Below are 22,434 nucleotides of genomic sequence, written 5' to 3' on the forward strand. Positions count from 1 at the left end.
AAAGGAAAAATTTCAGTTTTAAAAATAACTGCATTCTCTCTCCCGATTTAAACCCAGTTTTGCTTGATCTTTGTCAAAGGTCTTTCTCCCTGATCGTCTATATTGGGTTATTGGACTAACCTTTTGAGGTGTAAGTATGACGATATTAGCCGAGCTACATCAGGATCATGTAAATCTTAATAAGCTATTAGTAATCTTGCGTCAGAAAGTTAATCAGCTTAAAGCAGGACAGCAGCCTAATTTCAGTCTTATGGCTGATCTGATTGACTATATCTCTAATTACGCCGACGGCCACCATCATCCCCGCGAAGATAAAATGTACAAATGTTTGGCTGATCGGAATCCCGAATTGGATAAGCATCTATTCAACTGCGCTAAAGATCACGAAGCTTTAAAAAGCTCCAGCCTTCAACTGAAAGAGGCTGTTGATGGTATTTTGCATGATTCAGTGATGCCAATGGATGAATTTGCCAGCCTATTAGATGATTTTGTCTCGCTACAAATGACACATCTTAATTTCGAAGAGGGGCAATTGTTTCCACTGATTCAAGAATCGGTGAGCGATAAAGAGCTAGCGATGATTGAAAAGCAGCTTCCAAAACAAGAGGATCCGCTTTTTGGGGAAGTTCAGGCTCGAGAGTATATGGTACTTTATAAAGAGCTTATGCTGGAACTGAGCGAAGCTTGTTAACCAATATCGTTTTTACTCAGAGGGGAACATAGTTTTCTCTCTGATTACTGAGATACTAAGTAGAATTAGTTAAGCATTTGGCTTAGATCGATTTGAGGCTCTTGAAACTGAGTAAAAGAGACTTGGTCACGACCGTTATGTTTGGATTCATAGACTGCCTTATCCGCTGACTGGATCAGTTGATAGGCAATATTGTTAAGGCTTTCTTTAGGATAGTTAGCTGGTGTACACAGAGATACGCCGACAGATGTCGTCATCCTAAATGGCTTGGCATTCTCATCGCGGAAAATAAGACGAGAAAGTTTCTGTCTCAATGTGTCTGCTATTTCCATCGCCCGCGCTTTATCACAATTTGGCAGTAGTACCGCGAACTCTTCGCCGCCATAGCGCGCAATAATATCAGTTTTGCGCAGTTGTTTACCTAAGAATAAACCTACCGTTCTTAAAACTCTGTCACCGGTTTGATGGCCGTAGGTGTCGTTAACTACTTTAAAATGGTCTAGATCCATAAACAGGCAGGCTAAAGAGTGATTAGCACGGCTTGCACGGGACAGCTCTCGAACTATCTCCTGATCAAACGAACGACGATTATGCACTTTCGTCAGCATATCGATGCTGCTTAATCGATGTAGATTTTCTTGGTTAATGCAGTTTTCGATACAAACAGAAATCACAGAAGCTAAGTGCTGAATATAGTCGTAGCGAACATGTTGGGTATATCGACTCGCATCTGCGCTACCTAAATGCAGGCTGCCGATAAGGCAGTTTTGGCGAATCAGTGGCAACAGTGCGCAGGACTCAATCGGGTTATCTGCTACAGGGAAGGCTTCTCTGCGCACAGCTTCGCTTGGCGCACCCACAATGAGTTTTTGATTAGGGTATAACGATTTTAGTAAGCGTTGGCTTTGTACAAACCGTAACGTATTGCCTGGAGGTGGCGGTACATAATCGTCTAGCAGAGTGCGTGCAGCATGTTCCGGATCGAATAGGATGAGATTTACATTGCTCAGTTTAAAGAGGTCTTTAAACTCAATCAGCATTAAATCGAGTAACTCAGATAAACGAGCGCATGAGAGAAGGCGAATCTCCACATCAAAAAAGCTATTCAGGACACTCTCATTGCGCTCAGCCTTGCTTAAGATTAAGCGAAGGGTGCGCTTGAGCTCCTGATTTTCCTTTTCTAGCTCGTTTAAACTCATAGTTCGCCTTTAATAGGATCCGTTAAAGGGTTATCGGCACTTAACTTAAACTATAAAGTTTTTTTTAACATTTTTGTTGAGAAATATTAATGACAATTTTATTTAGTTTTTAATAAGTTATGGCTGTTCATATATTGTTCTACTGTTTCCACCACCGCTTGCGTATGGGCATCAATTTCCATATTAACCCTGCTGCCTTCGCCTAAGTCTCCAAAGGTTGTAACCGCTAAGGTTTCTGGGATGAGGTAAACGTTGAACAGATTATCCTGTTTTTCACCAATGGTTAGGCTGCAGCCGTTAAGTCCGATAAAACCTTTGGCAAATATATAGCGTTGAAATTCTGGGGCCGCTTCAAACCATACAATCCAGTTGTTTTCAGGCTTTTCGATTTTGGCAATTTTTACTTGCTGGTGGATGTGACCTGAAAGTAGGTGGCCACCGATTTCATCACCAAATTTAGCGGCACGTTCAAAGTTAACCTGATCACCTGGCGCGAGGTCGCCTAGATTGGTTAATTTAAGTGTTTCCATAATCAGGTCGAAGCTGATTAAGTTATTCTCAAATTCGACAACGGTTAGGCAGGTGCCGTTTAAAGCGATGCTGGCGCCAATTTGCAAATTGTCACAATGCTCTAAAGGAAGCTCTACTTGCAGCCGCATAAAATCGGCTTTAGTTTCAACAGCTTTGATTGTCGCTTTACCTTGAACAATTCCAGTAAACATCGGTGCACTCTTATAAATTTGCTAATCTAAATACTGCAATGCATCGTAACAACAATAGAGTTCTGCTGCAGCGACTAAATTACTTTTCGCTGTAATTGTTATAAGCACCGAATAACAGCTATATGATGGGTTTAATCCTTAAGGAAAAAGGTATGAAAATTTTAGTGACAGGTGGAACAGGTTTTATCGGTAAACACTTTATCGAAGCTCGATTAGCTGAAGGAGACGAGGTGGTATGCTGGAGCCGGAACCCTTCTAAAGTTGCGGAATTGTTTCAAGGAAGAGTTGAGGCGATTCGTGATCTACCTCCACAGGATGAATTAGCGGTAGATGCTGTTATCAATTTAGCTGGTGAGCCGATTGCCGATCAGAAGTGGACCGAGGATCGTAAACAGCTTCTGCGAGCGAGTCGTATCGATCTAACCCATGAGCTCGTTGGGTGGATCGAAGCACAAACCGTAAAACCGAAGGTCCTCATTAGTGGTTCAGCAATAGGCTATTACGGTTGTCATGACGACGATAAAAAACTTGGCGAAGAAAGCCTGCCAAATAGAGGATTTACGCATACACTTTGTGCCGATTGGGAAGCAGAAGCGTTAAAGGCAGAAGCCTTTGGAGTCAGAGTATGCCTCATCCGAACAGGGGTGGTACTGGGTGACGGTGGTGCATTAAGCAAGATGTTACTGCCATTTAAACTCGGACTAGGTGGGCCGATTGCCAGTGGCAAACAATGGATGTCATGGATACATATTGATGATGAGATTGAAATAATCTCTATGCTATTAACCCACGATCAACTATCAGGCCCATTTAACTTAACCTCACCAAACGCTGCAACGAATGCGGAGTTTTCCAAAACCTTAGGAAAGACCTTAGGTCGACCAGCATTTATGCCAATGCCAGGCATTGTTATCAACCTGATGTTGGGTGAGGGCGCGGAGTTGTTGGTGGAAGGGCAACGCGTTTACCCCGAAAAGCTAGAAGAGATAGGCTATAAGTTTCACTATCCAGAGCTTTCTGGAGCGATGTATTCAGCCGTAAACTTCTAACGAGTGCTTCTAGCTTTCTCTGCCTTCGGGGAATTGTGGTAAATCATCTGAAATTTCGTACCAATCAGCTTTATAGCTGCAATAGATATGACTATCTGGTTTAACGGTAATTTCGCTATCTAATGTGCCTAAAGTAAATTCAACATGGGTGCCAGGGTTATTAATAGGTGCAAAGGTTAAGCTAGAACCGCATTCGGAACAGAACTGTCGTTTGGTGCCATTAGGTGACGTATAAGTTTTAAGTAACTTTTCACCTTGTAGCCACTTAAAGTTCTCTACCTTAGCGACTCCATAAGTACCGAATGCCGCGCCATGGAATTTACGACACATACTGCAATGGCAATGCGCCATCTTAGGTTGTAAGCCAGTGACCACATACTTGATACCGCCGCATAAACACTGACCAGTGAGTTTTGTTGTATCTGGATTCGTCGACATGAATTGATAACCTCAGCTAATGTGGGATAACGGAAGTTCTGTACGGCTTACTATTTGGCGCATAACAAAGCTAGTTCTAATACTGCTTACCCCTTCTATCTGATTAAGCTCTTTCAGAAGGAATTTCTCATAATAGGACATATCTGGCATAAGTACTTTTAAGATGTAGTCAGCTGCGCTACCTGTAATCAATGCGCACTCGACGACTTCTTCATAGCTGGCAATAATACGCTCGAAATTGTCTAAAATTTCGGGCTTTTGTTTATCTAGACACACATGAATGTAAACGCTCATAGGCAGCCCCACAGCATTCTTATTCAGCAACGTCACTTGTTTTTCAATAATACCGGCGTCTTCTAGTTGTTTAACTCTGCGTGCACAAGGTGAAGGGGATAGGTTGACCTTTTCAGCTAGTTCTAAATTGCTGATATCTCCATTCTTTTGAATCTCTTCCAAAATTTGCTGGTCGATTCGGTCTAGTTTTTTGCTTGGCATAATTTCCTACGGCTATTTTAGAAACTAGTGATGCTTGCTAATGATTGAATGAATTTCGCATTTAAATAGCAATGATCAGAGGTATTTTAACTATCCTAACGATTCTGATTAAGCCTTTCTAGCGATGATTCTTAAACGCAAATGTTCGCTCTTTAAGATGCAGACTCCTGCACATGGTTTGTTTGCATCCTTTATCGGTATAAAAAGCGCTTAACTAATATATTAAGTTCGTTGTTGGCTATTTGTGCCAATTTATTCTCTTTTATTGGCTTTTTTCTCTAGAAAATGAGTTGAATTGTGATTTTTTTGAGAACTTTCACTAAGGGCTTGCTGCTAATTTATTTACACCAAACTTGCTTGGGCAATTCATCCCCTGAGCCAGAGTTCAATTCACAAGATTGATGCAGCTTGTCCTAATCCGGGACGTTTGGGATTCCATAAGAATCCCCTTTTTATAGATTCTTAGTCCTTGGAAATTCCTATGAACAATTTAAATAAAGCTATTGAAGCCTTAGGTGAAGATGAGCGAAATCAAGAAAACAGAGAGTGGATTGATGCGCTTGACGATGTGATGGCAGAACAAGGTTCGCAGCGTGGCCGTGACATCATTCGTCTCTTACAAAATTCGTTGTTTAAACAGGGTGTTCACACAACGGAAGCCACGTTGAATACACCTTATCGGAATACGATTCCTGTTAATGAGCAACGCAGCTACCCCGGAAATAGAGAGTTAGAACAGAAGCTTGAAAACATTATTCGTTGGAATGCTCTCGCGATGGTGGTTAAGGCGAATGATCAAGGTACAGGTGTTGGTGGGCATATTGCGACCTATCAATCCGCAGCCACTATGTTGGAAGTGGGTTTAAACCACTTTTTTAAACAGCACACAGATAAGTATGGTGGTGATCAGCTATTAGTCCAAGCGCATGCTGCTCCAGGTATATATGCGAGAGCGTACCTTGAAGGCCGCCTAACTGACGAGCAGATGGCTAATTTCCGTCGAGAACTTCAACAAGGGGGAGGATTAAGCTCTTATCCTCATCCGAGACGTATGCCTGATTTTTGGCAGGGACCGACCGCATCGATGGGGCTTTCTACGCCTTCGGCAATCTACCAAGCACGATTTATGAGGTATTTAGAAAATCGTGGTTTGAAAGAGCCAAACGGTGGAAAAATCTGGTGCTTCATTGGTGATGGTGAATCGGATGAGCCCGAAGTGTTAGGGACAATCAACATGGCCAGCCGAGATAACTTAGATAACTTGGTGATGGTGATCAATTGTAATCTGCAGCGCTTGGATGGCCCTGTGCGAGGCAATGGCAAAATTATTCAGGAGCTAGAACGAAGCTATCGTGGTGCTGGTTGGAATGTTATCAAAGTGATCTGGGGCAGTGAATGGGATGAACTGTTCTTACGAGACCGTGAAGGTATTCTGCAAGATCGAATGGATCAAGCTGTGGATGGCGATTACCAATATTACACAGTTTCCGATGGCCAGAGTGTGCGCGATCACTGGACGCAAAATGATCCTCGTTTAGAGGAGTTGATGAAGACGCTGAGCGACGAGCAGATTCGTTGTATAAAACGTGGCGGCCAAGATCGACAGAAGATCTTTAGTGCGTTTGATAAAGCCATGGAAAATACAGGTAAGCCAACGGTTATTCTAATGAAAACTGTTAAAGGCGATGGTATGGGGGCGAGTGCTGAAGGGCAAAATACAAGTCATCAGAAAAAGCAGTTAACGGCCGAAGAGCGAATTGAGATTGGTCGTCGTTTTGAAATTCCATTGAGTGATGAAGAGTTGGCTGCGGCAAGCTTGTATAAGCCAAGCCCAGACAGCCAAGAAATTCAGTATCTTCACAAACAGAGACAAATGTTAGGTGGATATCTACCGTCCAGAAATGCGAACTTCGAAAAACTAGCGCTTCCTCCTTTAGCCCTGTTTAAAGAGGCGATATCTGGTACGAAACGCGAGCAATCCACAACCATGGCTTTTGTTCGTATGTTGTCTCATCTATTAAAAGATCCAGAGATAGGTAAATACATTGTGCCTATCGTGCCGGATGAAGCACGTACCTTTGGTATGGAGTCTCTTTTCAAACAGTTTGGTATCTATTCTTCTGAAGGTCAGAAATATAACCCAGTGGATTCAAGTAGTTTGCTTCCATATAAAGAAGCTAAAGATGGTCAGCTGTTGCAAGAGGGGATCTGTGAGACAGGTGCGATGGCGTCTTTCTTAGCGGCAGGAACCTCCTATGCAAACTACGGGGTGCCAACCATCCCGTTTTATATCTTTTATTCGATCTTCGGTTTCCAACGTGTTGGAGACATGATTTGGGCTTGTGCTGATAGTATGGCGAAAGGCTTCCTTTTAGGTGGCACGGCAGGTAGAACAACCCTAAATGGTGAAGGTCTTCAGCATCAAGATGGTCACTCCCAAGCTGTCGCTGCAACAGTACCTAATATGCTCAGCTACGATCCCGCGTTTGCCTACGAGTTAGCGGTGATAATCAAAGATGGTATCGAGCGGATGTATATCAATAATGAAAATATTTTTTATTACATCACCTTGTACAACGAAAACTACTTAATGCCAGTTATGCCTGAGGGGTGTGAAAAGGAGATTCTAAAAGGGATGTATCGCTACGTTAAGAATGAAAACTCTGGGCATAAAGTGCATCTGTTTGGTAGTGGAAGTTTAATGCAGGAGGTTTTAAAAGCCGCTGAGATCTTAGAAGAGTTTGGTTGTAGTACCGATATTTGGAGTGTGACCAGCTATAACCAGTTGGTCAGAGATGCATTGGCTGTCGAGCGGGAGAATTTACTGAACCCCGATGCTAATGCTGAGAGCTATCTTCAAATTGCTCTGAAACACGAACAGGGTGTTTTTGTAGCTGTCAGTGATTTTGTGAAATCTTTACCCAACGGCATTGCTCGATGGTTCCCAGAAGATCCCGTTGTATTGGGCACGGATGGTTTCGGATTAAGTGAAAGCCGTCCAACCCTCAGAGATCATTTTGAAGTTGATGCCCGTTTTATCGCTTGGGCAGCCTTATCTCGCCTCTATAGCAAAGAGGTGCTTAGCCGTGAAACGCTAAATAGCGCAAGAGATAAGCTCAAAATTCCTTATGAAAAAGCAGACCCTGCTTATTTTTAATTTTCTAAGAAATAAAACGTCTCTCATTTGTAGAGACTAACAAGCGGTAATAAAGATGGGTTCAGAAGTTGTATCTATGCCAGATATTGATGGATCTGGCGAAGTAGTTGAGTTGTGCGCGGATTTAGGTGCAGAGATCAAAATTGGTCAATCACTGCTAGTGATTGAATCAGATAAAGCGTCTATGGAAGTGCCCTCTACTGTTGAGGGTATATTGGAGGAATGGCTCCTTGACGTGGGTTCGACGGTTGAAAGTGGAACTTTACTTTGTGCAGTGCTGGAACAAGGAGTAGTGGGTAAAAATGATTATCAAGAGATTGCTAGAGAAGTTAAAGAAGAGACTGAAACTGAGGCACTAAAGCATGATGCAGGGGGCATTGAAATAAGCAGCGACAATAGAAGTTCTGAAGGACCTGTTAAAAGCGAGCAATGTGCAAAGAGTGCAGTATCCAGTCAGGTGTATTCAGGGCCTGCAGCTCGCAAATTGGCTAGAGAGCTTGGCGTAAATCTCGAGGATATCTCGGGAACAGGCCCTCGAGGCCGAATTCTAAAAGAAGACATTAAGGCATTCGTTAAACTAGAACGAGTTCAGAAAACGGCAATGCCGCAATCTTCAGGTATTCCTCAGATACCTGAACAGGATTTTAGTCGCTTTGGTGCCGTTGATTTTAAGGATATGTCTAATATTGCGCGTGCGACTTCAGAGCATATGACGCGATGTTGGTTGAATATTCCCCATGCCACTCTATTTGATGAAGCTGATATCACAGAGCTAGAGTCTTTTCGAAAAGGGCTTAAGCCTGAGTTTCTGAACTTAGAAAAAGCGCCAACCATACTGCCCTTTATTGTGAAGGTTATTGCTCAAACCTTACGTAAGTACCCATTGTTTAACAGTTCGTTAAGCTCTGATGGTAAGCAGATTATCTATAAAAATTACGTCAATATAGGCGTTGCTGTAGACACTCCTGCGGGATTGGTCGTACCAGTGATAAAAGGGGCAGATAGCAAAAGTATCTCTGAGCTGTCTATTGAGATAAATGACTTGGCTGGTAAAGCGCGTGAAAGGCAACTAAAGCCAGCGGATATGCAGGGCGGTTGTTTCACTATATCGAGTTTAGGGCCTACAGGCGGCACAGGCTTTACACCGATTGTTAATGCCCCAGAAGTCGCGATTTTGGGTGTTGCTAAGGCAAGTATAAAGTCTGTTTGGGATGGACGTGAGTTTCAGCCGAGAAAGCAGTTACCACTGAGCTTGTCCTTTGATCATCGGGTAATTAATGGTGGTGATGCAGGTCGCTTTATGGCCTATATCAATAGCGCTATAACCGATATTAGACAGCTGTTGCTTTAAGAAAGTGATTTAATCGAGCAGTTCTGTCGTAAGACACTTAGACAAAACCTAACTTCTGAATGGAATTTTAGGAGTTAGGTTTTTTGTCATCAGATGATTGGCTGTGTTGTTCGGTGAGTTTATTTAACGCCTCTAGAGTTTGGTCTAGCTGGTTTTCAATCTTTTCTAGTTTTCTTTCTAAACCTTCGATACGTTCAATATTGCGTTCTTCTTTTTGAGTTAGCTCTCTTTCATCCTGTTCGATAAAGAACACGGAGAAACTAGCGGTTAACATGGAGAACATGGCTAATCCCATTAGGATGAGAAGCGAGCCAAATATTCTGCCTTCAGTTGTCGCGGGTACAAGATCGCCATAACCTACAGTAGTAACGGTAACCCAGGCCCACCATAAACCATCCATAGGTGTTTCAAAGGCAGGATCGATACCTGAAATTAGCAGTCCGGAAATCACCAAGATGATAAAGCAGATAAAGAGTGTGATACCTAAGTTATGCCGAGACAAGAGATCACGGGTATCTTTAGAAACACGCAGGAAGATTCCGATGGTTAGAGCAAGCCTAAGGGTTCGGATTATCCCTGCATAGAAGGTATCAACACCCCATATAACCGGTAGACCACCAAGTACGATGAGTGGACTCATCCAATTGTGCTTGAGGTATTTAATGCGATCATTAACCAGCCATAGCATCACAAACAGCTCTGACATAAATAGTAGCCAAATCAGCCAGTCGGAAGCAAAAGAGGTGTAAGCGTTAGAGACACCTTTAGATTGCAGATACCAGTCTATAAGAATCCATATCGCAGCCAGCACCATTGGCCCTTCAAATCGGCGCCCCCAGCGTTTGGCGCGTTCGTTTTCTTCTGAAGCGACCCCGCCTAGGCCAACCATACGCATTAGTGCCGTATGTCGAGTGTATTCCATTTAGCGCTCCACTTTACTGGGTCTGTATTGTTAATGGTTGTAGTCCAAACGTTGTTGTCCGTCTTTCAGATCCAAGCGTTGACGAAGCTGTCGAGCCCTCACTTTCGACATGGCGTCTAATATGAGGTCTCCTTGCCAATACTCGTCTTGCTGGCCGTATAGATGTTGCTGTAGATCCATTACCAACAGATTTATCGTTTGGTTATTCGCGTATTCGCACACGGATTCTAGCGACTGTATTTCAGGTGAAGCCCAAAAGCTTTGAGCCCACTCAACTAAACGCAATTGAGCAACATTGGGATTGTTTTGGTTACAGGCGATTGAGAAAGCCTGAAAAGTGTTTTTCTCTGTTATCTCAAACGCAACCCGCTTTTGTTCCTCTTCAAAGAACGAATGATCAGGTTCTTCTTTAGATTGCTTTTTAATATTACGCAGATGGTTAAACGTATAGATAAAGGCCAGAGTCGCTGCAATACTGATCCCTGTTAGAATCCAAACTAAAAAAGTGATCGAACCAGAGGACCCCTCTTTATCTGATTCAGAGCTGTTGGTAGGGATAACCGCAGGTGTAACTTCAATTTTCCTCTGAGTGATAGAGGCTGTTTGGCCTTTGTCGGCTGTTGTATTCCACCAAGGAATGTCGATTGAAGGCAAGATGATCTCTTTGCTATTGCTAGGTGTAATTTCTAGTTCTTCCACTCGTTGGCTGATAACACCTTGCTCGGTCATGCGTTCTTCTAAAACGACATTGAGTAGGGTGATGGTGGCATCAGGGTTTTGTAATGATGCCATTGAGGGTAGAGAAGAAGAGGGTAATCCTTCAGCTTCTAGTTTGATTATCCTTGTAAGCTTGTCAGATTGACTAACCTGATTGAGTTCTTCCAAGTTGTCTTCGATATAGATCGATGTGGCTGGAAGCCATAACTTGCGTGTGTTCTGATTAGCGGGAGGTAATACCGAAAGCAATAGAGGTTCACTATTCAGTTCGACCACTGTGTTGTTCGATAGAGTGGTTGAGAAAAACACTGGGCTAATCTCTACTTCGCCTTCCTGAAGTGGGAACAGCGTATAGCTTGTTTCGGTAACATTATAGTTCTGACCACGCACCATACTGGTATATTGCTTTTGCTCTTCTAACGGCTTGATGATCGCATCAGGTGATTCTGGCGCTGTTAAATTTGCATCCAAAGGTAATGGAGCAAGATGGAAAACCTTCGAGCGTAAAATCGCTTGCCCATTTACGTAGAGTTCATCTTTATCAAGGCTGGATTCTAGAAAGATCGCTCTGCCAGTGCCTTCTGCAAGTTCAGGATTATCATTAGCGGGTAGCACTGAGATTGGAAGTTCTTGACTGGCTTGCTGTCCTACAAAGATAGAAGGAATAACTTGCTCGCCGTCCCTTCGAGGTTTTAGTTGTAGCACCCAACGTGTTTTTGTCGTTACCGATCCTGTGGTATGGCTCGAGACAGTGACTTTGCGTGTGCCAACAATATTAAAGTCTTTTTGTAATTGGCTTAGGTTTGGCCGAGTGACATCTTGCTGATCAGTTTCTAAGGTCAGCGTGATTTTTTGACCTAAATAGAGGGTGTTTGTATCGAGAGAAGAAGATACTTTAGCTTGAGCTTGAAAAGCAGTGAAAGCCAGTAGAAAGAAAAAGTGAGAAGAAATAAATCGCAATGGAATCCTCGCGCTATCATCGCTGGCTATAGCTTACATTGGGTTAGGACTGTAAGTCATAATTATGATTTTCATTTTATTATGAGTAATCCTGCAGGGTGAATCAACGTATTCCGGTTTAATAATTGTTTGATTATTTTTGCTCTCGCATGTTTCGTTTCTGTGTGATTTCTAGTTCTCTAAACCGTTAAAAATTTGTTTGTATCAAACGTTTTTGTACTTAAACGGCTGTTGGCTACATTTTGTCTATACTTTTGATTATTTGAGAAAAATTGAGGGTTGCAGATGGAATACCTAGGCCAGGATGAAAAAGCTAATCTGTTAAAAACACTGTGCCAAGAATTAGAAAATCGATTACCGAAAGAAAGGTCTGAAGCCTTGGTGGAGTTTGCAACTCTATATTACTCATCCGCTTCGTTAGCTGATCTCCTCGAATGGAAGTTAGAAGATCTCTACGGTTCGACACTCGCTTGTTGGCAGTTTCTTCAAGAGCGTAAAGCCGGGCAGGTGAAGGTCAGGGTATTTAACCCCGATTACGAGCTGCATGGTTGGCAATCGACTCATACCGTGATTGAAGTCTTGCAGAAGGATATTCCCTTCCTAGTTGATTCTCTGCGAATGGAGCTTAATCGACGTAATTTAACCATTCACGCCATACATAATGCGGTTGTGACTTTGAAAAGGGATGATAAAGGCGGCTTATCTTCTCTACTCAAAAAGGACAGTCGAGCTAAAAATTCTCAAAGAGAATCATTAGTTTCGATCGAGGTTGATAGACATTCGGATACTGCAGATCTTCAAGACTTGGAGCAAGCGCTACGAAATGTCCTTGAAGACGTAACTATGGTGGTAGAAGACTTTGAGCCTATGGTTGAGCGATGCGATGCTCAAGCAGACATTTTCTCAAAGGCGATCAAAGGCTTTGATGCTGAGATTACGTCGGAAGTACATGACTTTATTAAGTGGATAAAGGATCATTTTACCTTCTTAGGTTATGACGAATACCAACTAGTAGAGAAGAAAGGGAAGAAAACCCTCGAAGCTATTCCGGGTAGTCAACTCGGTTTGTTGAAATTCTGCGATGAACATTGCCGTTCTGCTTTAGTTAATGAGAATGATCGTGATGCCGAAGGCTTTGTTCTAATACCCGATATTCTCTCCTTTACGAAATCCAATCGAGCCTCCAGTGTTCATCGTCCTACTTACCCTGATTACATCAGTATCAAACAATACAATAAGAAGGGTGAAGTGGTAGGTGAATGCCGATTCTTAGGCTTATATACCTCTAGCGTTTATATTCAGAGCTCCCGCCAAATTCCAATTGTACGCCGGAAGGTGGATGCGATTATGGAAAAGTCTGGCTTGCACCGTCATGGCCATGACTGGAAGGAGCTGCTACAGATTTTAGAGATTCATCCTCGAGATGATCTATTTCAGGTATCGGTAGATGACCTCTATCGGACCGTTATTGGCGTGCTACAAATTCATGAAAGACGTCAGATACGGCTGTTTGTGCGCCGTGATTACTTTGGTCAGTTTTATTCCTGTCTGGTCTATTCACCAAGGGATATTTATAGCACTGACTTTAGGCACAAAATTCAGTCGCTATTGATGGAGCAGTTGAACTGCACCCATGCAGATTTTACGACTTATTTTTCTGAATCCATTCTGACGCGTACGCAGTTTATTCTTCGTGGGGATAACATTGTCGAGGATTTTGATTCCGATAAATTAGAACGGGTGGTGAGATTGGCGGCCCGTAGTTGGTGTGATGATCTGCGAGATGTCTTGGTTGAAACACTTGGTGAGGAATCAGGTATTCGAGTTTACAACCAGTTTGGTAGTGGTTTTCCTGCGAGTTACAGCGCGGATTTTTCCGCTAGAACAGCGGTAGTAGATCTACAGCATATAGAAAAACTATCCGATCAAGCGCCATTGCAGCTAAGTTTTTACCAAGCATTGGAGCAGGAACAGAATTGCCTTAACTTCAAACTGTTCAGTCTAGGCGCATCTTTACCTCTATCTGATGTTATCCCTGTGCTAGAAAATTTAGGTTTAAGAGTCATAGACGAGCACCCGTACAAAATAGAAAGTAAGCGTGATCTGGTATGGATTCATGATTTTAATCTTCACTACACAGGAGCAGGCTCTGTATCGCTATCAACACTCAAAGAGGTGTTTGAAGAGGCCTTTCTAAAAATTTGGCAAAGTGAAGCCGCGAATGATGAGTTTAACCGTCTCGTGTTGGCGGGGAAGGTTGGCTGGCGCGAGGTGGCGATGCTTCGTGCTTATGCTGCGTACATGAAACAGATAAGCTTTCCAATCAGCCCAGAAGCGATTAGTACGACGCTAAATTCATACGTCGATATAGCCGCCAAGATTGTTCAGTTCTTTAAAGCACGGTTTGAACCGGGTAACACGGCCGATCAAGAAGCGGTTGAATCCACTATTATCGACGCGTTAGAAGATGTAAGTAGTTTGAATGATGATCGCGTGATTCGTCAGTATTTATTACTTATCAAGGCAACGCTGCGAACAAATTTCTATCAAAAAGATAGGCAAAATCTTAAAAGCTATTTCTCTTTTAAATTGTCCCCTGATGAGATCCCAGATATGCCGTTACCACGACCTAAATATGAAATTTTTGTCTACTCGCCTAGGGTTGAGGGTGTTCATCTTCGTGGCGGTAAGGTGGCTCGTGGTGGTTTGCGTTGGTCCGACCGCATGGAAGATTACCGAACCGAAGTTTTAGGTTTAGTTAAAGCGCAGCAGGTTAAAAATGCGGTAATTGTTCCTGTTGGGGCTAAAGGTGGCTTTGTCGCTAAATCATTACACGATGGCATGAGTCGCGAAGAGTGGTTTGAAGAGGGGGTCAACTGCTACAAAACATTTATCAGTGGCTTATTAGATATTACAGATAACCTCGTTGAAGGTGAGGTGAGCCCACCTGCTGATGTGATTCGCCATGATGAAGATGACACTTATTTAGTAGTGGCTGCAGACAAAGGTACGGCGACTTTTTCAGACATTGCTAACGAATTGGCGCAATCTTATGGCTTTTGGTTAGGTGATGCGTTTGCCTCAGGCGGTAGTCAGGGCTACGACCATAAGAAAATGGGGATCACCGCAAGAGGTGCGTGGGTCTCTGTTGAGCGGCATTTCCGTGAGATGGGTGTAAACACCGATAAAGATGACTTTACGGTGATTGGCATAGGCGATATGTCAGGTGATGTATTTGGTAATGGTATGTTGCTGTCGAAGCATATTCGTCTGGTAGCAGCGTTTAACCATCTACACATTTTTATCGACCCAAATCCAGATGCTGCAAAAAGTTGGAAAGAGCGTGACCGCTTATTTAAGCTGCCTCGTTCGGCATGGACCGATTACGATAAGAAATTAATCTCAGAAGGCGGTGGTGTTTTTGAGCGCTCTGCCAAATCGATCACTCTGTCTCCACAAATACAGGCGCTTATTGGTGAAAAGGTAGCGACTGTTACCCCGAATGATCTTCTGAATAAACTGCTAAAAGCGCCGGTAGATCTGGTTTGGAATGGCGGGATTGGTACTTATGTTAAGGCAAGTACCGAGACTGATGCGGATATTGGCGATAAAGCCAATGATGCTCTGCGTATAGATGGTCAAGAGCTGTCCTGTAAAGTTGTAGGTGAGGGCGGTAACTTGGGGATGAGTCAGTTGGCGCGAATGGAATATGCACTCGCTGGTGGACGGATGAACACCGACTTTATCGATAACGCTGCAGGTGTGGACTGCTCTGACCATGAGGTCAATATCAAGATTCTTCTCAATCAAGTTGTTGCTAATGGTGACATGACTGAGAAGCAGCGAAATGCATTGCTTGAAGAGATGACTGATGAAGTCGCTTCTTTGGTCTTGAAAAATAATTATCGACAAGTTCAAGCGATCTCTATGGCTGAGTCCCGATCTTTTGAAGGGATGGCAGAGTATCAGCGTTACATCACCAACATGGAATCGGCAGGTAAGCTCGATCGAGCGCTAGAGTTCCTTCCTACCGATGAGGTCCTGAATGAACGACGGGCATCGAAAAAGGGGTTAAGCCGTCCAGAGCTATCGGTTCTGATCTCATACAGTAAAGCTGAGCTGAAAGAATCGTTGAGCCTATCGTTTATTCCTGATGATGAGTATCTATCACAAGAGCTATTTACCGCCTTTCCTGAGAGATTGGTTTCTGAGTTTGGTGATCAACTAAAAGCTCACCGTCTAAGCCGAGAAATCATCGGCACTCAAATCGCAAACCACATGGTTAATATGATGGGGGTGAACTTTGTTGACCGCTTACGCATTTCAACAGGGGCCGATGAGGCGGCAATCGCTAGAGCTTATGTACTCGCTCGTGATGTATTCGGTATTGAGAATCTTTGGCAGCAGATTGAAAAGCTCGATCATAAAGTTAGCAGTGATATCCAATTAGAGATGATGCACGAGCTACAACATCTGATGCGTCGAGCTACGCGTTGGTTTGTTCGTAACCGCCGTGCGGAAGTAGATTGCGAGAACGAGGTTGATAGTTTTAGAGCTCAGCTAGGAAAAATAGTCCCTAAACAGGAAAAATTACTCAGAGGAGAGCCATTAACACGTTGGGAGAGTGCGCTCAGTCGCTATCAGGAAGCAGGTGTGCCGAGTAAGTTGGCTAAATTCATCTCGGGTGCACGTTGTTTATACGCCTCTTTAGGGGTAATTGAGGTTGCTGATGAAGCGGACGTGCCACCAGATCAAGTAGCTCAAGTTTATTTCGGTTTAGGGCAGCGTTTGGAATTGGATTGGTTGTCTAGAAAGCTCAGCAAGTTGAGTGTTGATAATTACTGGCAGGCGTTGGCGCGAGAAGCGTTTAGGGATGATTTGGATTGGCAGCAGCGTGCCTTGGTGGCGACAGCTATTAAAGGGCGGGTCAAAGGGTCTACAGTAGAACAGGTGATCGATAAGTGGTGTACTGAAAATGAATGGCTACTTGATCGTTGGCAAAATGTTCTCAATGAAGTTAAAAGTGCTAAAAAACAAGAGTATGCAATGTATACTGTCGCGTTAAGAGAGTTGTTTGATTTGGCGAAAACAAGCCAGTTTAATACCTGAACGTGTATATGAGGGTCATTCCTCTAAATAGTATTGTATGAAAGCAATTTTGGTTGATATTCGGATTAGTTCTGAAAAATTTTTAATGTTGTATCAAGGGGTCGCGGAAACTGTTTATACCCGATCTCTTGATGGTCGTAGCGTACAGTTCCCCGCTAGAATCTTAAAACCATTTCTACTACGTGATGGTATTAATGGTCGGTTTAAAATCTTGTTTGATGATCAAGGCAAATATCAGGGAATAGAGAAACTGAGTTAGTGTAATAAATGCACCAATTTTGTGATTCTTTATAACTTTTGGGAGTTAACATTGTCACTCTTAGTGCTCAATGCTGTTATTCCATCCTCGCCTCGCCTATAATCGGGCCAAAATTTTTTCTAGGACCTGATTATGTTGTATTCACTGACTCGATCTTTGATGTTTCAGCTTGATCCCGAACTTTCTCACAACGTAGCGCTTCATTCGATGAATCTTGCGTCTTCTTTGGGAGTAAATAAGCTTCTGGGCGCTGAAGTACTATCTGATCCTGTTCAGGTGATGGGAATTGATTTTCCAAACCGCGTAGGTTTAGCAGCAGGTCTAGATAAAAACGGCATTGCGGTAGATGGTATGGCTGCAATGGGCTTCGGCTTTGTTGAAGTGGGTACTGTAACTCCACGTCCACAAGATGGTAATCCTAAGCCACGTATTTTCCGTTTGCCTGAACAGCAAGCGATCATCAACCGTATGGGGTTTAATAACGGTGGTGTAGATAAGCTGCTCTCTAATCTGGATAAGAGCGTTTATAAAGGTGTTCTGGGTATCAATATTGGTAAAAACAAAGATACTCCAAACGAGAAGGCGAATGACGATTACCTATACTGTCTTCGAAAGGTATACGGACGCGCGTCTTACATTACCGTTAACGTATCTTCTCCAAACACACCAGGCCTTCGTACTCTTCAGTACGGCGAGTCGTTAAACAGCTTATTGGACGCGCTTAAATCCGAACAAGCTAAGTTAGCTAAGTTCCATGACCGCTATGTTCCAATTGCGGTAAAAATTGCACCGGACATGACGGATGAAGAACTTGCACTGGTTGCTGCATCTCTAAAGTCTTATGAAATGGATGGTGTGATTGCGACCAATACAACCCTATCTCGTGACGGTGTTGAAGGGCTTGAGTTTGCAGATGAAGCAGGTGGCCTGTCAGGTGCACCTGTACGCAATAAATCAACTAAAGTAATCCGTACGCTGGCACAAGAGCTCGATGGAGCATTACCAATTATTGGTGTAGGCGGAATCACTGAAGGTTTTGATGCGGCAGAAAAGATCGAAGCTGGTGCAAGTTTGGTACAAATTTATTCTGGGTTTATCTACCGTGGGCCTTCATTGGTTGCGGATTCTGTGAAAGCGATTAAGCAGCTTTCAGAATAGAGCGGGTAATAAAAAGGCTCCCCTTGGGGAGCCTGAAAATTCTGTTTAGTGTAGAGCTGGGTCGGATTGTATTGCTGATACTCCTTCCATACCGCTCCAGTGAGCTTCGCGTCCTTGGCGCCATCCGCTCATCCAATGGCTTCTGAGATCTGATGTATTGACGGGACAGTTATCCCGGGACTTACCGCTTAATCCTGCTTGAAAACCTCGATTAAAAAGTGTGCTGGTACGATCACGCTTTTGTCTCTTCATACAATTGAGCCTCTCTTCGTGTTTTAGTTTTTTGAGAGCAGCGGTTCCTTGAGACATGGTATCCGCTTAAAATCTGTCTGCGAGTTTTAAGTTTTGCAGCCAGACCTCTATAAATATCGGAAAATAGATCATAGTGCGATTGAATATGACTATCATGATATTAATGCTTAATAAAAATAGTTAGTGTGTGGGTGCAAAAAAACGATTGCATTCATAAAGTTAGTCAAAAAATTGGTTTTTGAACAGCAGGGTGAATTTTTTTCATACCTGTTGTTAATTAAGTGAAATATTTGCTGAGTAAAGATACGTATGAAACTGTTTCTGACATGCCCTAAGGGTCTTGAGTTACTTCTTGAAGAGGAGTTGCAGCAACTGGGTGTTACCGAAACCAAGCAAACAGTGGCAGGGGTTCAATGCCAAGGTGAGCTGGAAGATGCTTACCGTATCTGTTTATGGTCTCGTTTAGCTAACAGAGTTCTTATGCCTCTTTATGAAGGTGAAGCAGAAACGGCAGATGACCTTTACAAGGCTGTTCAGCAAATTGACTGGCTGGATCATATGCGTAGCGAGGGTACGTTGTTGATTGATTTTAGTGGTCAAACTCGTGGTATCAACAATACCCATTTTGGTGCATTAAAAGTTAAGGATGCAATTGTCGATCAAATTCGCGATAAAACTGGTGCTCGCCCGAGTATCGACAAAGTTGCACCTGATCTACGAATTAATGTACGTATGCACCGCGGCAAAATTACCGTTGCGTTAGATATGTCGGGTGATAGTTTGCACCGACGTGCTTATCGTCTTAAAGCAGGTGAGGCGCCAATGAAAGAAAACTTGGCGGCTGCTATTTTGATTCGCAGTGGTTGGCCGGAGCGTTCTTCTGAATCTGGTCTAGTTCTTGATCCGATGTGTGGTTCTGGCACGTTGCTTATTGAGGCAGCGTTGATGGCGGCTGATATTGCGCCAGGTTTACAGCGTAAGCGTTTCGGATTCTCCCGTTGGACAGGTCATAAGCGTGATATCTGGGAAGATCTTGTTGCTGAGGCTCAGGCACGCAAAGTAAAAGGTTTACTTTCATTAGAAGCGAGCCTTATTGGTAGCGATCAAGATAGCAAGGTTTTGCGCGCAGCTCGTCAGAATGCCGAAAGGGCAGGTGTGGCGGACTTTATTGAATTTACAACGTGCCGTCTAGAAGATCTGGATCGCAATACATTACCTGAAGGTAAAGGTTTGCTGATTACCAACCCGCCTTATGGTGAGCGTTTGGGTGAAACTCAGCAGTTGATGTTTTTGTATCGACACCTTGGCGATAAGCTTAAAGAGCAGTTTGCAGGTTGGACTGCGTCTATTTTTACCTCTAACCCAGATCTTTGTAAGGTCACAGGTCTACGCGCAGATAAGCAATATAAACTGTTTAACGGTGCGCTTGAAAGTCGTTTGTTTATCTATCCGGTGTCTGAACAGAGAGCGGAGAAGCAAGTAAGTCAAGAGGGTGAGCCAGCTCCTTTGAGTGAAGGGGCGCAGATGTTTGCTAATCGTTTAAAGAAAAATCGTAAGCAGCTGGCTAAGTGGGTTAAACGCGACAATATAGAGAGCTACCGTCTCTACGATGCGGATATTCCTGAGTACTCTGTTGCAGTGGATATCTACAAAGACGAAGTACATGTCCAAGAATATGCCGCACCTAAGAAGATTGATCCGGTAAAAACATTTGCTCGTCTACAAGATGTGATGAATGCGTTACCGGTAACCTTAGAGGTATCTCCAGAAAAGGTAATTTTAAAGCAGCGTAAAAAACAGCAGGGTGTTAATCAGTATGAAAAGCACTCTGAAACTCACCGCTTTAAAGAGATTAACGAACACGGTTGCCGTTTGCTGGTCAACTTGCACGATTATCTTGATACCGGTTTGTTTTTGGATCATCGAGCAATTCGTTATCAGATTCAGAAAGAAGCGGCTGGTAAGGATTTCTTAAACCTGTTCTGTTACACAGGCACTGCTTCTGTGCATGCTGCCAAGGGTGGCGCTAAATCCACAACCAGTGTTGATATGTCGGCTACTTATCTTAACTGGGCTAAGCGAAATTTAGATCTAAATAGCCTCGATACAAAAGAGCATCAGCAAGCACAGGCGGACTGCTTAAAGTGGTTGCGGATGCAAAGAGGGCCAGCATACGATCTGATTTTTATGGACCCTCCAACGTTTTCTAACTCTAAGCGAATGGCTGGAGTGCTTGATGTGCAGCGCGACCACGTAGACCTTATAGAAGGGGCTATGCGCTGTTTACGTGCAGATGGGGTGTTGTACTTCTCCAATAACTACCGCCGCTTTAAGTTGGACTACGAAGCGTTGTCAGAATTCGAGATTGAGGAGATTACGCAATCTACTCTGGATCCGGATTTTAAGCGTAATTCTAAAATTCATTGTTGTTTCCGTATTCGTCATAAGTGATTGTGCTCGCAAATTGTGCGCTTTAATAAATCTGGCACATATAGTGCTTACTATTAAGGCATAAAAAATTTGTTACTAGCACTATTTTGGTGAATTGCAGTTTAAGCAGCTATGTTTCGGGGCTTTTAAGCCTAGTTGGCATAGTAGCAGCAATATCACAGAATAATATGCACTATAATAGTGCACCAAAATGAAGCGCAGTTTTAGGTTGTGGTTCTAATATGGTGCACAAAAAGAAACGGGAGACACCAAGTGGAAAACGTCAACAGCGCAGTTGAGACGCTTATTCAGAGTTCTAATACTCTATTCATTTTGATGGGGGCGATCATGGTCTTTGCCATGCATGCCGGCTTTGCTTTTCTTGAAGTTGGTACGGTTCGCCACAAAAACCAAGTGAATGCGTTAGTTAAAATTCTGACCGATTTTGGTTTTTCTGCCATGGCTTACTTCTTTGTAGGTTATTGGGTTGCTTACGGCGTTACATTCTTCTCCCCTGCTGCTGAATTAGCTGCAAATAATGGTTATGAACTAGTTAAGTTCTTCTTCTTAATGACGTTTGCGGCTGCAATTCCTGCGATCGTATCGGGTGGTATTGCTGAGCGTGCTAAGTTCTGGCCGTTCTTGATTGCCTCATCTCTTATTGTGGCGTTTGTATATCCGTTCTTCGAAGGCATTATCTGGAATGGTAACTTTGGTTTCCAAGATTGGTTGGAGGCTAATTTTGGTGCGGCATTCCATGATTTTGCAGGTTCTGTGGTAGTGCACGGTGTCGGTGGCTGGTTAGCGCTAGTTGCTGTGATCATGCTGGGTATTCGAAATGGTCGCTATAAAGGTGGTCGTCTTGTTGCGTTCCCTCCATCTAATATCCCTTTCTTGGCGTTAGGTGCTTGGATTCTATGTATTGGTTGGTTCGGCTTTAACGTAATGTCTGCTCAGACAATGGATGGTATCTCTGGTCTAGTGGCTGTTAATACGCTAATGGCGATGGTTGGCGGTATTATAACTGCTCTGATCTTTGGTAAAAACGACCCTGGTTTTATCCATAACGGCCCGTTGGCTGGTTTGGTTGCTGTATGTGCTGGTTCTGATGTTATGCACCCAATGGGTTCTCTTGTCGTAGGTGCTGTTGCTGGTGCAATCTTTGTCTTCTTGTTCACAATTCAGCAGAACAAATGGAAGATCGATGATGTGTTGGGTGTGTGGCCGCTACACGGTGTTTGTGGTGTTTGGGGTGCTATCGCTTGTGGTATTTTTGGTACTGAAGCACTTGGCGGTTTAGGTGGTGTAAGTTTGATGTCGCAGCTAATCGGCTCGGCTGCAGGTATTGCTGTTGCAGTGATCGGCGGTGTTATTGTTTATGGTGGTGTGCGTGCAGTTTCTGGTCTACGTTTGACTCAAGAGGAAGAGTATAACGGTGCTGACCTATCTATCCATAAGATTGAATCTACTAGCGATAACTAATCTGTCGCTTTAGATCTATTGAAAAAGCCGGGTATTGCCCGGC

The 22,434-nt window shown here is 43.4% G+C and carries 16 protein-coding genes; 9 read left to right on the top strand and 7 right to left on the bottom strand.

The window, feature by feature from the left end; all coding sequences use genetic code 11:
- The first annotated feature begins 136 nt into the window (after positions 1–136).
- Positions 137–691, top strand: a complete 555-nt coding sequence (locus ACMXYX_RS06385; protein WP_415884164.1) for a hemerythrin domain-containing protein — start codon at positions 137–139, stop codon at positions 689–691.
- A gap of 65 nt (positions 692–756) precedes the next feature.
- On the opposite strand, the gene ACMXYX_RS06390 is transcribed toward ACMXYX_RS06385, so the two are convergent.
- Positions 757–1,890: a DUF484 family protein gene (locus ACMXYX_RS06390; protein WP_415906647.1), complete on the bottom strand. Its 1,134-nt coding sequence runs from the start codon at positions 1,888–1,890 to the stop codon at positions 757–759.
- 98 nt (positions 1,891–1,988) lie between these two features.
- Positions 1,989–2,612, bottom strand: a complete 624-nt coding sequence (locus ACMXYX_RS06395) for a riboflavin synthase subunit alpha (protein ID WP_415884166.1) — start codon at positions 2,610–2,612, stop codon at positions 1,989–1,991.
- Positions 2,613–2,764: 152 nt separating this feature from the next.
- Here ACMXYX_RS06395 and ACMXYX_RS06400 point away from each other — a divergent pair, with 152 nt between their 5' ends.
- Positions 2,765–3,661, top strand: coding sequence for a TIGR01777 family oxidoreductase (locus ACMXYX_RS06400; protein ID WP_415884167.1), 897 nt, complete (start codon positions 2,765–2,767; stop codon positions 3,659–3,661).
- A gap of 9 nt (positions 3,662–3,670) precedes the next feature.
- Here the strand turns inward: ACMXYX_RS06400 and ACMXYX_RS06405 are convergent, their stop codons facing one another.
- Both ACMXYX_RS06405 and ACMXYX_RS06410 read right to left on the bottom strand, forming a co-directional pair.
- Positions 3,671–4,099 (bottom strand): GFA family protein, encoded by a 429-nt coding sequence (locus ACMXYX_RS06405; RefSeq protein ID WP_415884168.1) that lies wholly within the window; start codon positions 4,097–4,099, stop codon positions 3,671–3,673.
- A 12-nt stretch (positions 4,100–4,111) separates the two neighbouring features.
- Positions 4,112–4,594 carry an Lrp/AsnC family transcriptional regulator gene (locus ACMXYX_RS06410; RefSeq protein ID WP_415884169.1) on the bottom strand — a complete coding sequence of 161 codons (483 nt, stop codon included), beginning with the start codon at positions 4,592–4,594 and terminating at the stop codon, positions 4,112–4,114.
- A 481-nt stretch (positions 4,595–5,075) separates the two neighbouring features.
- Between ACMXYX_RS06410 and aceE the strand changes: the two genes are divergently transcribed.
- Together aceE and ACMXYX_RS06420 are read left to right on the top strand one after the other, a co-directional pair.
- Positions 5,076–7,751 (top strand): pyruvate dehydrogenase (acetyl-transferring), homodimeric type, encoded by a 2,676-nt coding sequence (aceE, locus tag ACMXYX_RS06415; protein WP_415884170.1) that lies wholly within the window; start codon positions 5,076–5,078, stop codon positions 7,749–7,751.
- A 55-nt stretch (positions 7,752–7,806) separates the two neighbouring features.
- A complete protein-coding gene (locus ACMXYX_RS06420) occupies positions 7,807–9,102 on the top strand; it encodes a 2-oxo acid dehydrogenase subunit E2 (RefSeq protein WP_415897964.1) in 1,296 nt (431 codons plus the stop codon).
- Positions 9,103–9,169: 67 nt separating this feature from the next.
- On the opposite strand, the gene ACMXYX_RS06425 is transcribed toward ACMXYX_RS06420, so the two are convergent.
- The gene (locus ACMXYX_RS06425) at positions 9,170–10,024 is read right to left on the bottom strand and encodes an ion channel (RefSeq protein WP_415884172.1); all 855 of its coding nucleotides are present in this window, start codon (positions 10,022–10,024) and stop codon (positions 9,170–9,172) included.
- 30 nt (positions 10,025–10,054) lie between these two features.
- Complete coding sequence (locus ACMXYX_RS06430) at positions 10,055–11,701, bottom strand: BatD family protein (protein ID WP_415884173.1); 1,647 nt, start codon at positions 11,699–11,701, stop codon at positions 10,055–10,057.
- A gap of 285 nt (positions 11,702–11,986) precedes the next feature.
- On the opposite strand from ACMXYX_RS06430, the gene ACMXYX_RS06435 reads away from it, so the two are divergent.
- The 3 genes from ACMXYX_RS06435 to ACMXYX_RS06445 all read left to right on the top strand — a co-directional run bounded on the left by ACMXYX_RS06435 (position 11,987) and on the right by ACMXYX_RS06445 (position 18,227).
- Complete coding sequence (locus tag ACMXYX_RS06435) at positions 11,987–16,810, top strand: NAD-glutamate dehydrogenase (RefSeq protein ID WP_415906648.1); 4,824 nt, start codon at positions 11,987–11,989, stop codon at positions 16,808–16,810.
- A 37-nt stretch (positions 16,811–16,847) separates the two neighbouring features.
- Positions 16,848–17,069: a DUF2835 domain-containing protein gene (locus tag ACMXYX_RS06440; protein ID WP_415884175.1), complete on the top strand. Its 222-nt coding sequence runs from the start codon at positions 16,848–16,850 to the stop codon at positions 17,067–17,069.
- A gap of 132 nt (positions 17,070–17,201) precedes the next feature.
- Entirely contained in the window at positions 17,202–18,227 is a 1,026-nt protein-coding gene (locus ACMXYX_RS06445) for a quinone-dependent dihydroorotate dehydrogenase (protein ID WP_415884176.1), read from the top strand.
- A gap of 45 nt (positions 18,228–18,272) precedes the next feature.
- Here the strand turns inward: ACMXYX_RS06445 and rmf are convergent, their stop codons facing one another.
- Positions 18,273–18,479 (bottom strand): ribosome modulation factor, encoded by a 207-nt coding sequence (rmf, locus tag ACMXYX_RS06450; protein WP_415884177.1) that lies wholly within the window; start codon positions 18,477–18,479, stop codon positions 18,273–18,275.
- Positions 18,480–18,788: 309 nt separating this feature from the next.
- Here rmf and rlmKL point away from each other — a divergent pair, with 309 nt between their 5' ends.
- Entirely contained in the window at positions 18,789–20,930 is a 2,142-nt protein-coding gene (gene rlmKL, locus ACMXYX_RS06455) for a bifunctional 23S rRNA (guanine(2069)-N(7))-methyltransferase RlmK/23S rRNA (guanine(2445)-N(2))-methyltransferase RlmL (protein ID WP_415884178.1), read from the top strand.
- A 252-nt stretch (positions 20,931–21,182) separates the two neighbouring features.
- Positions 21,183–22,391 (top strand): ammonium transporter, encoded by a 1,209-nt coding sequence (locus ACMXYX_RS06460; RefSeq protein WP_415897966.1) that lies wholly within the window; start codon positions 21,183–21,185, stop codon positions 22,389–22,391.
- The last annotated feature ends 43 nt before the right edge of the window (positions 22,392–22,434 follow it).

Origin of the sequence: Neptuniibacter sp. QD72_48, from assembly GCF_047778065.1 — a bacterium.
GTDB lineage: Bacteria > Pseudomonadota > Gammaproteobacteria > Pseudomonadales > Balneatricaceae > Neptuniibacter.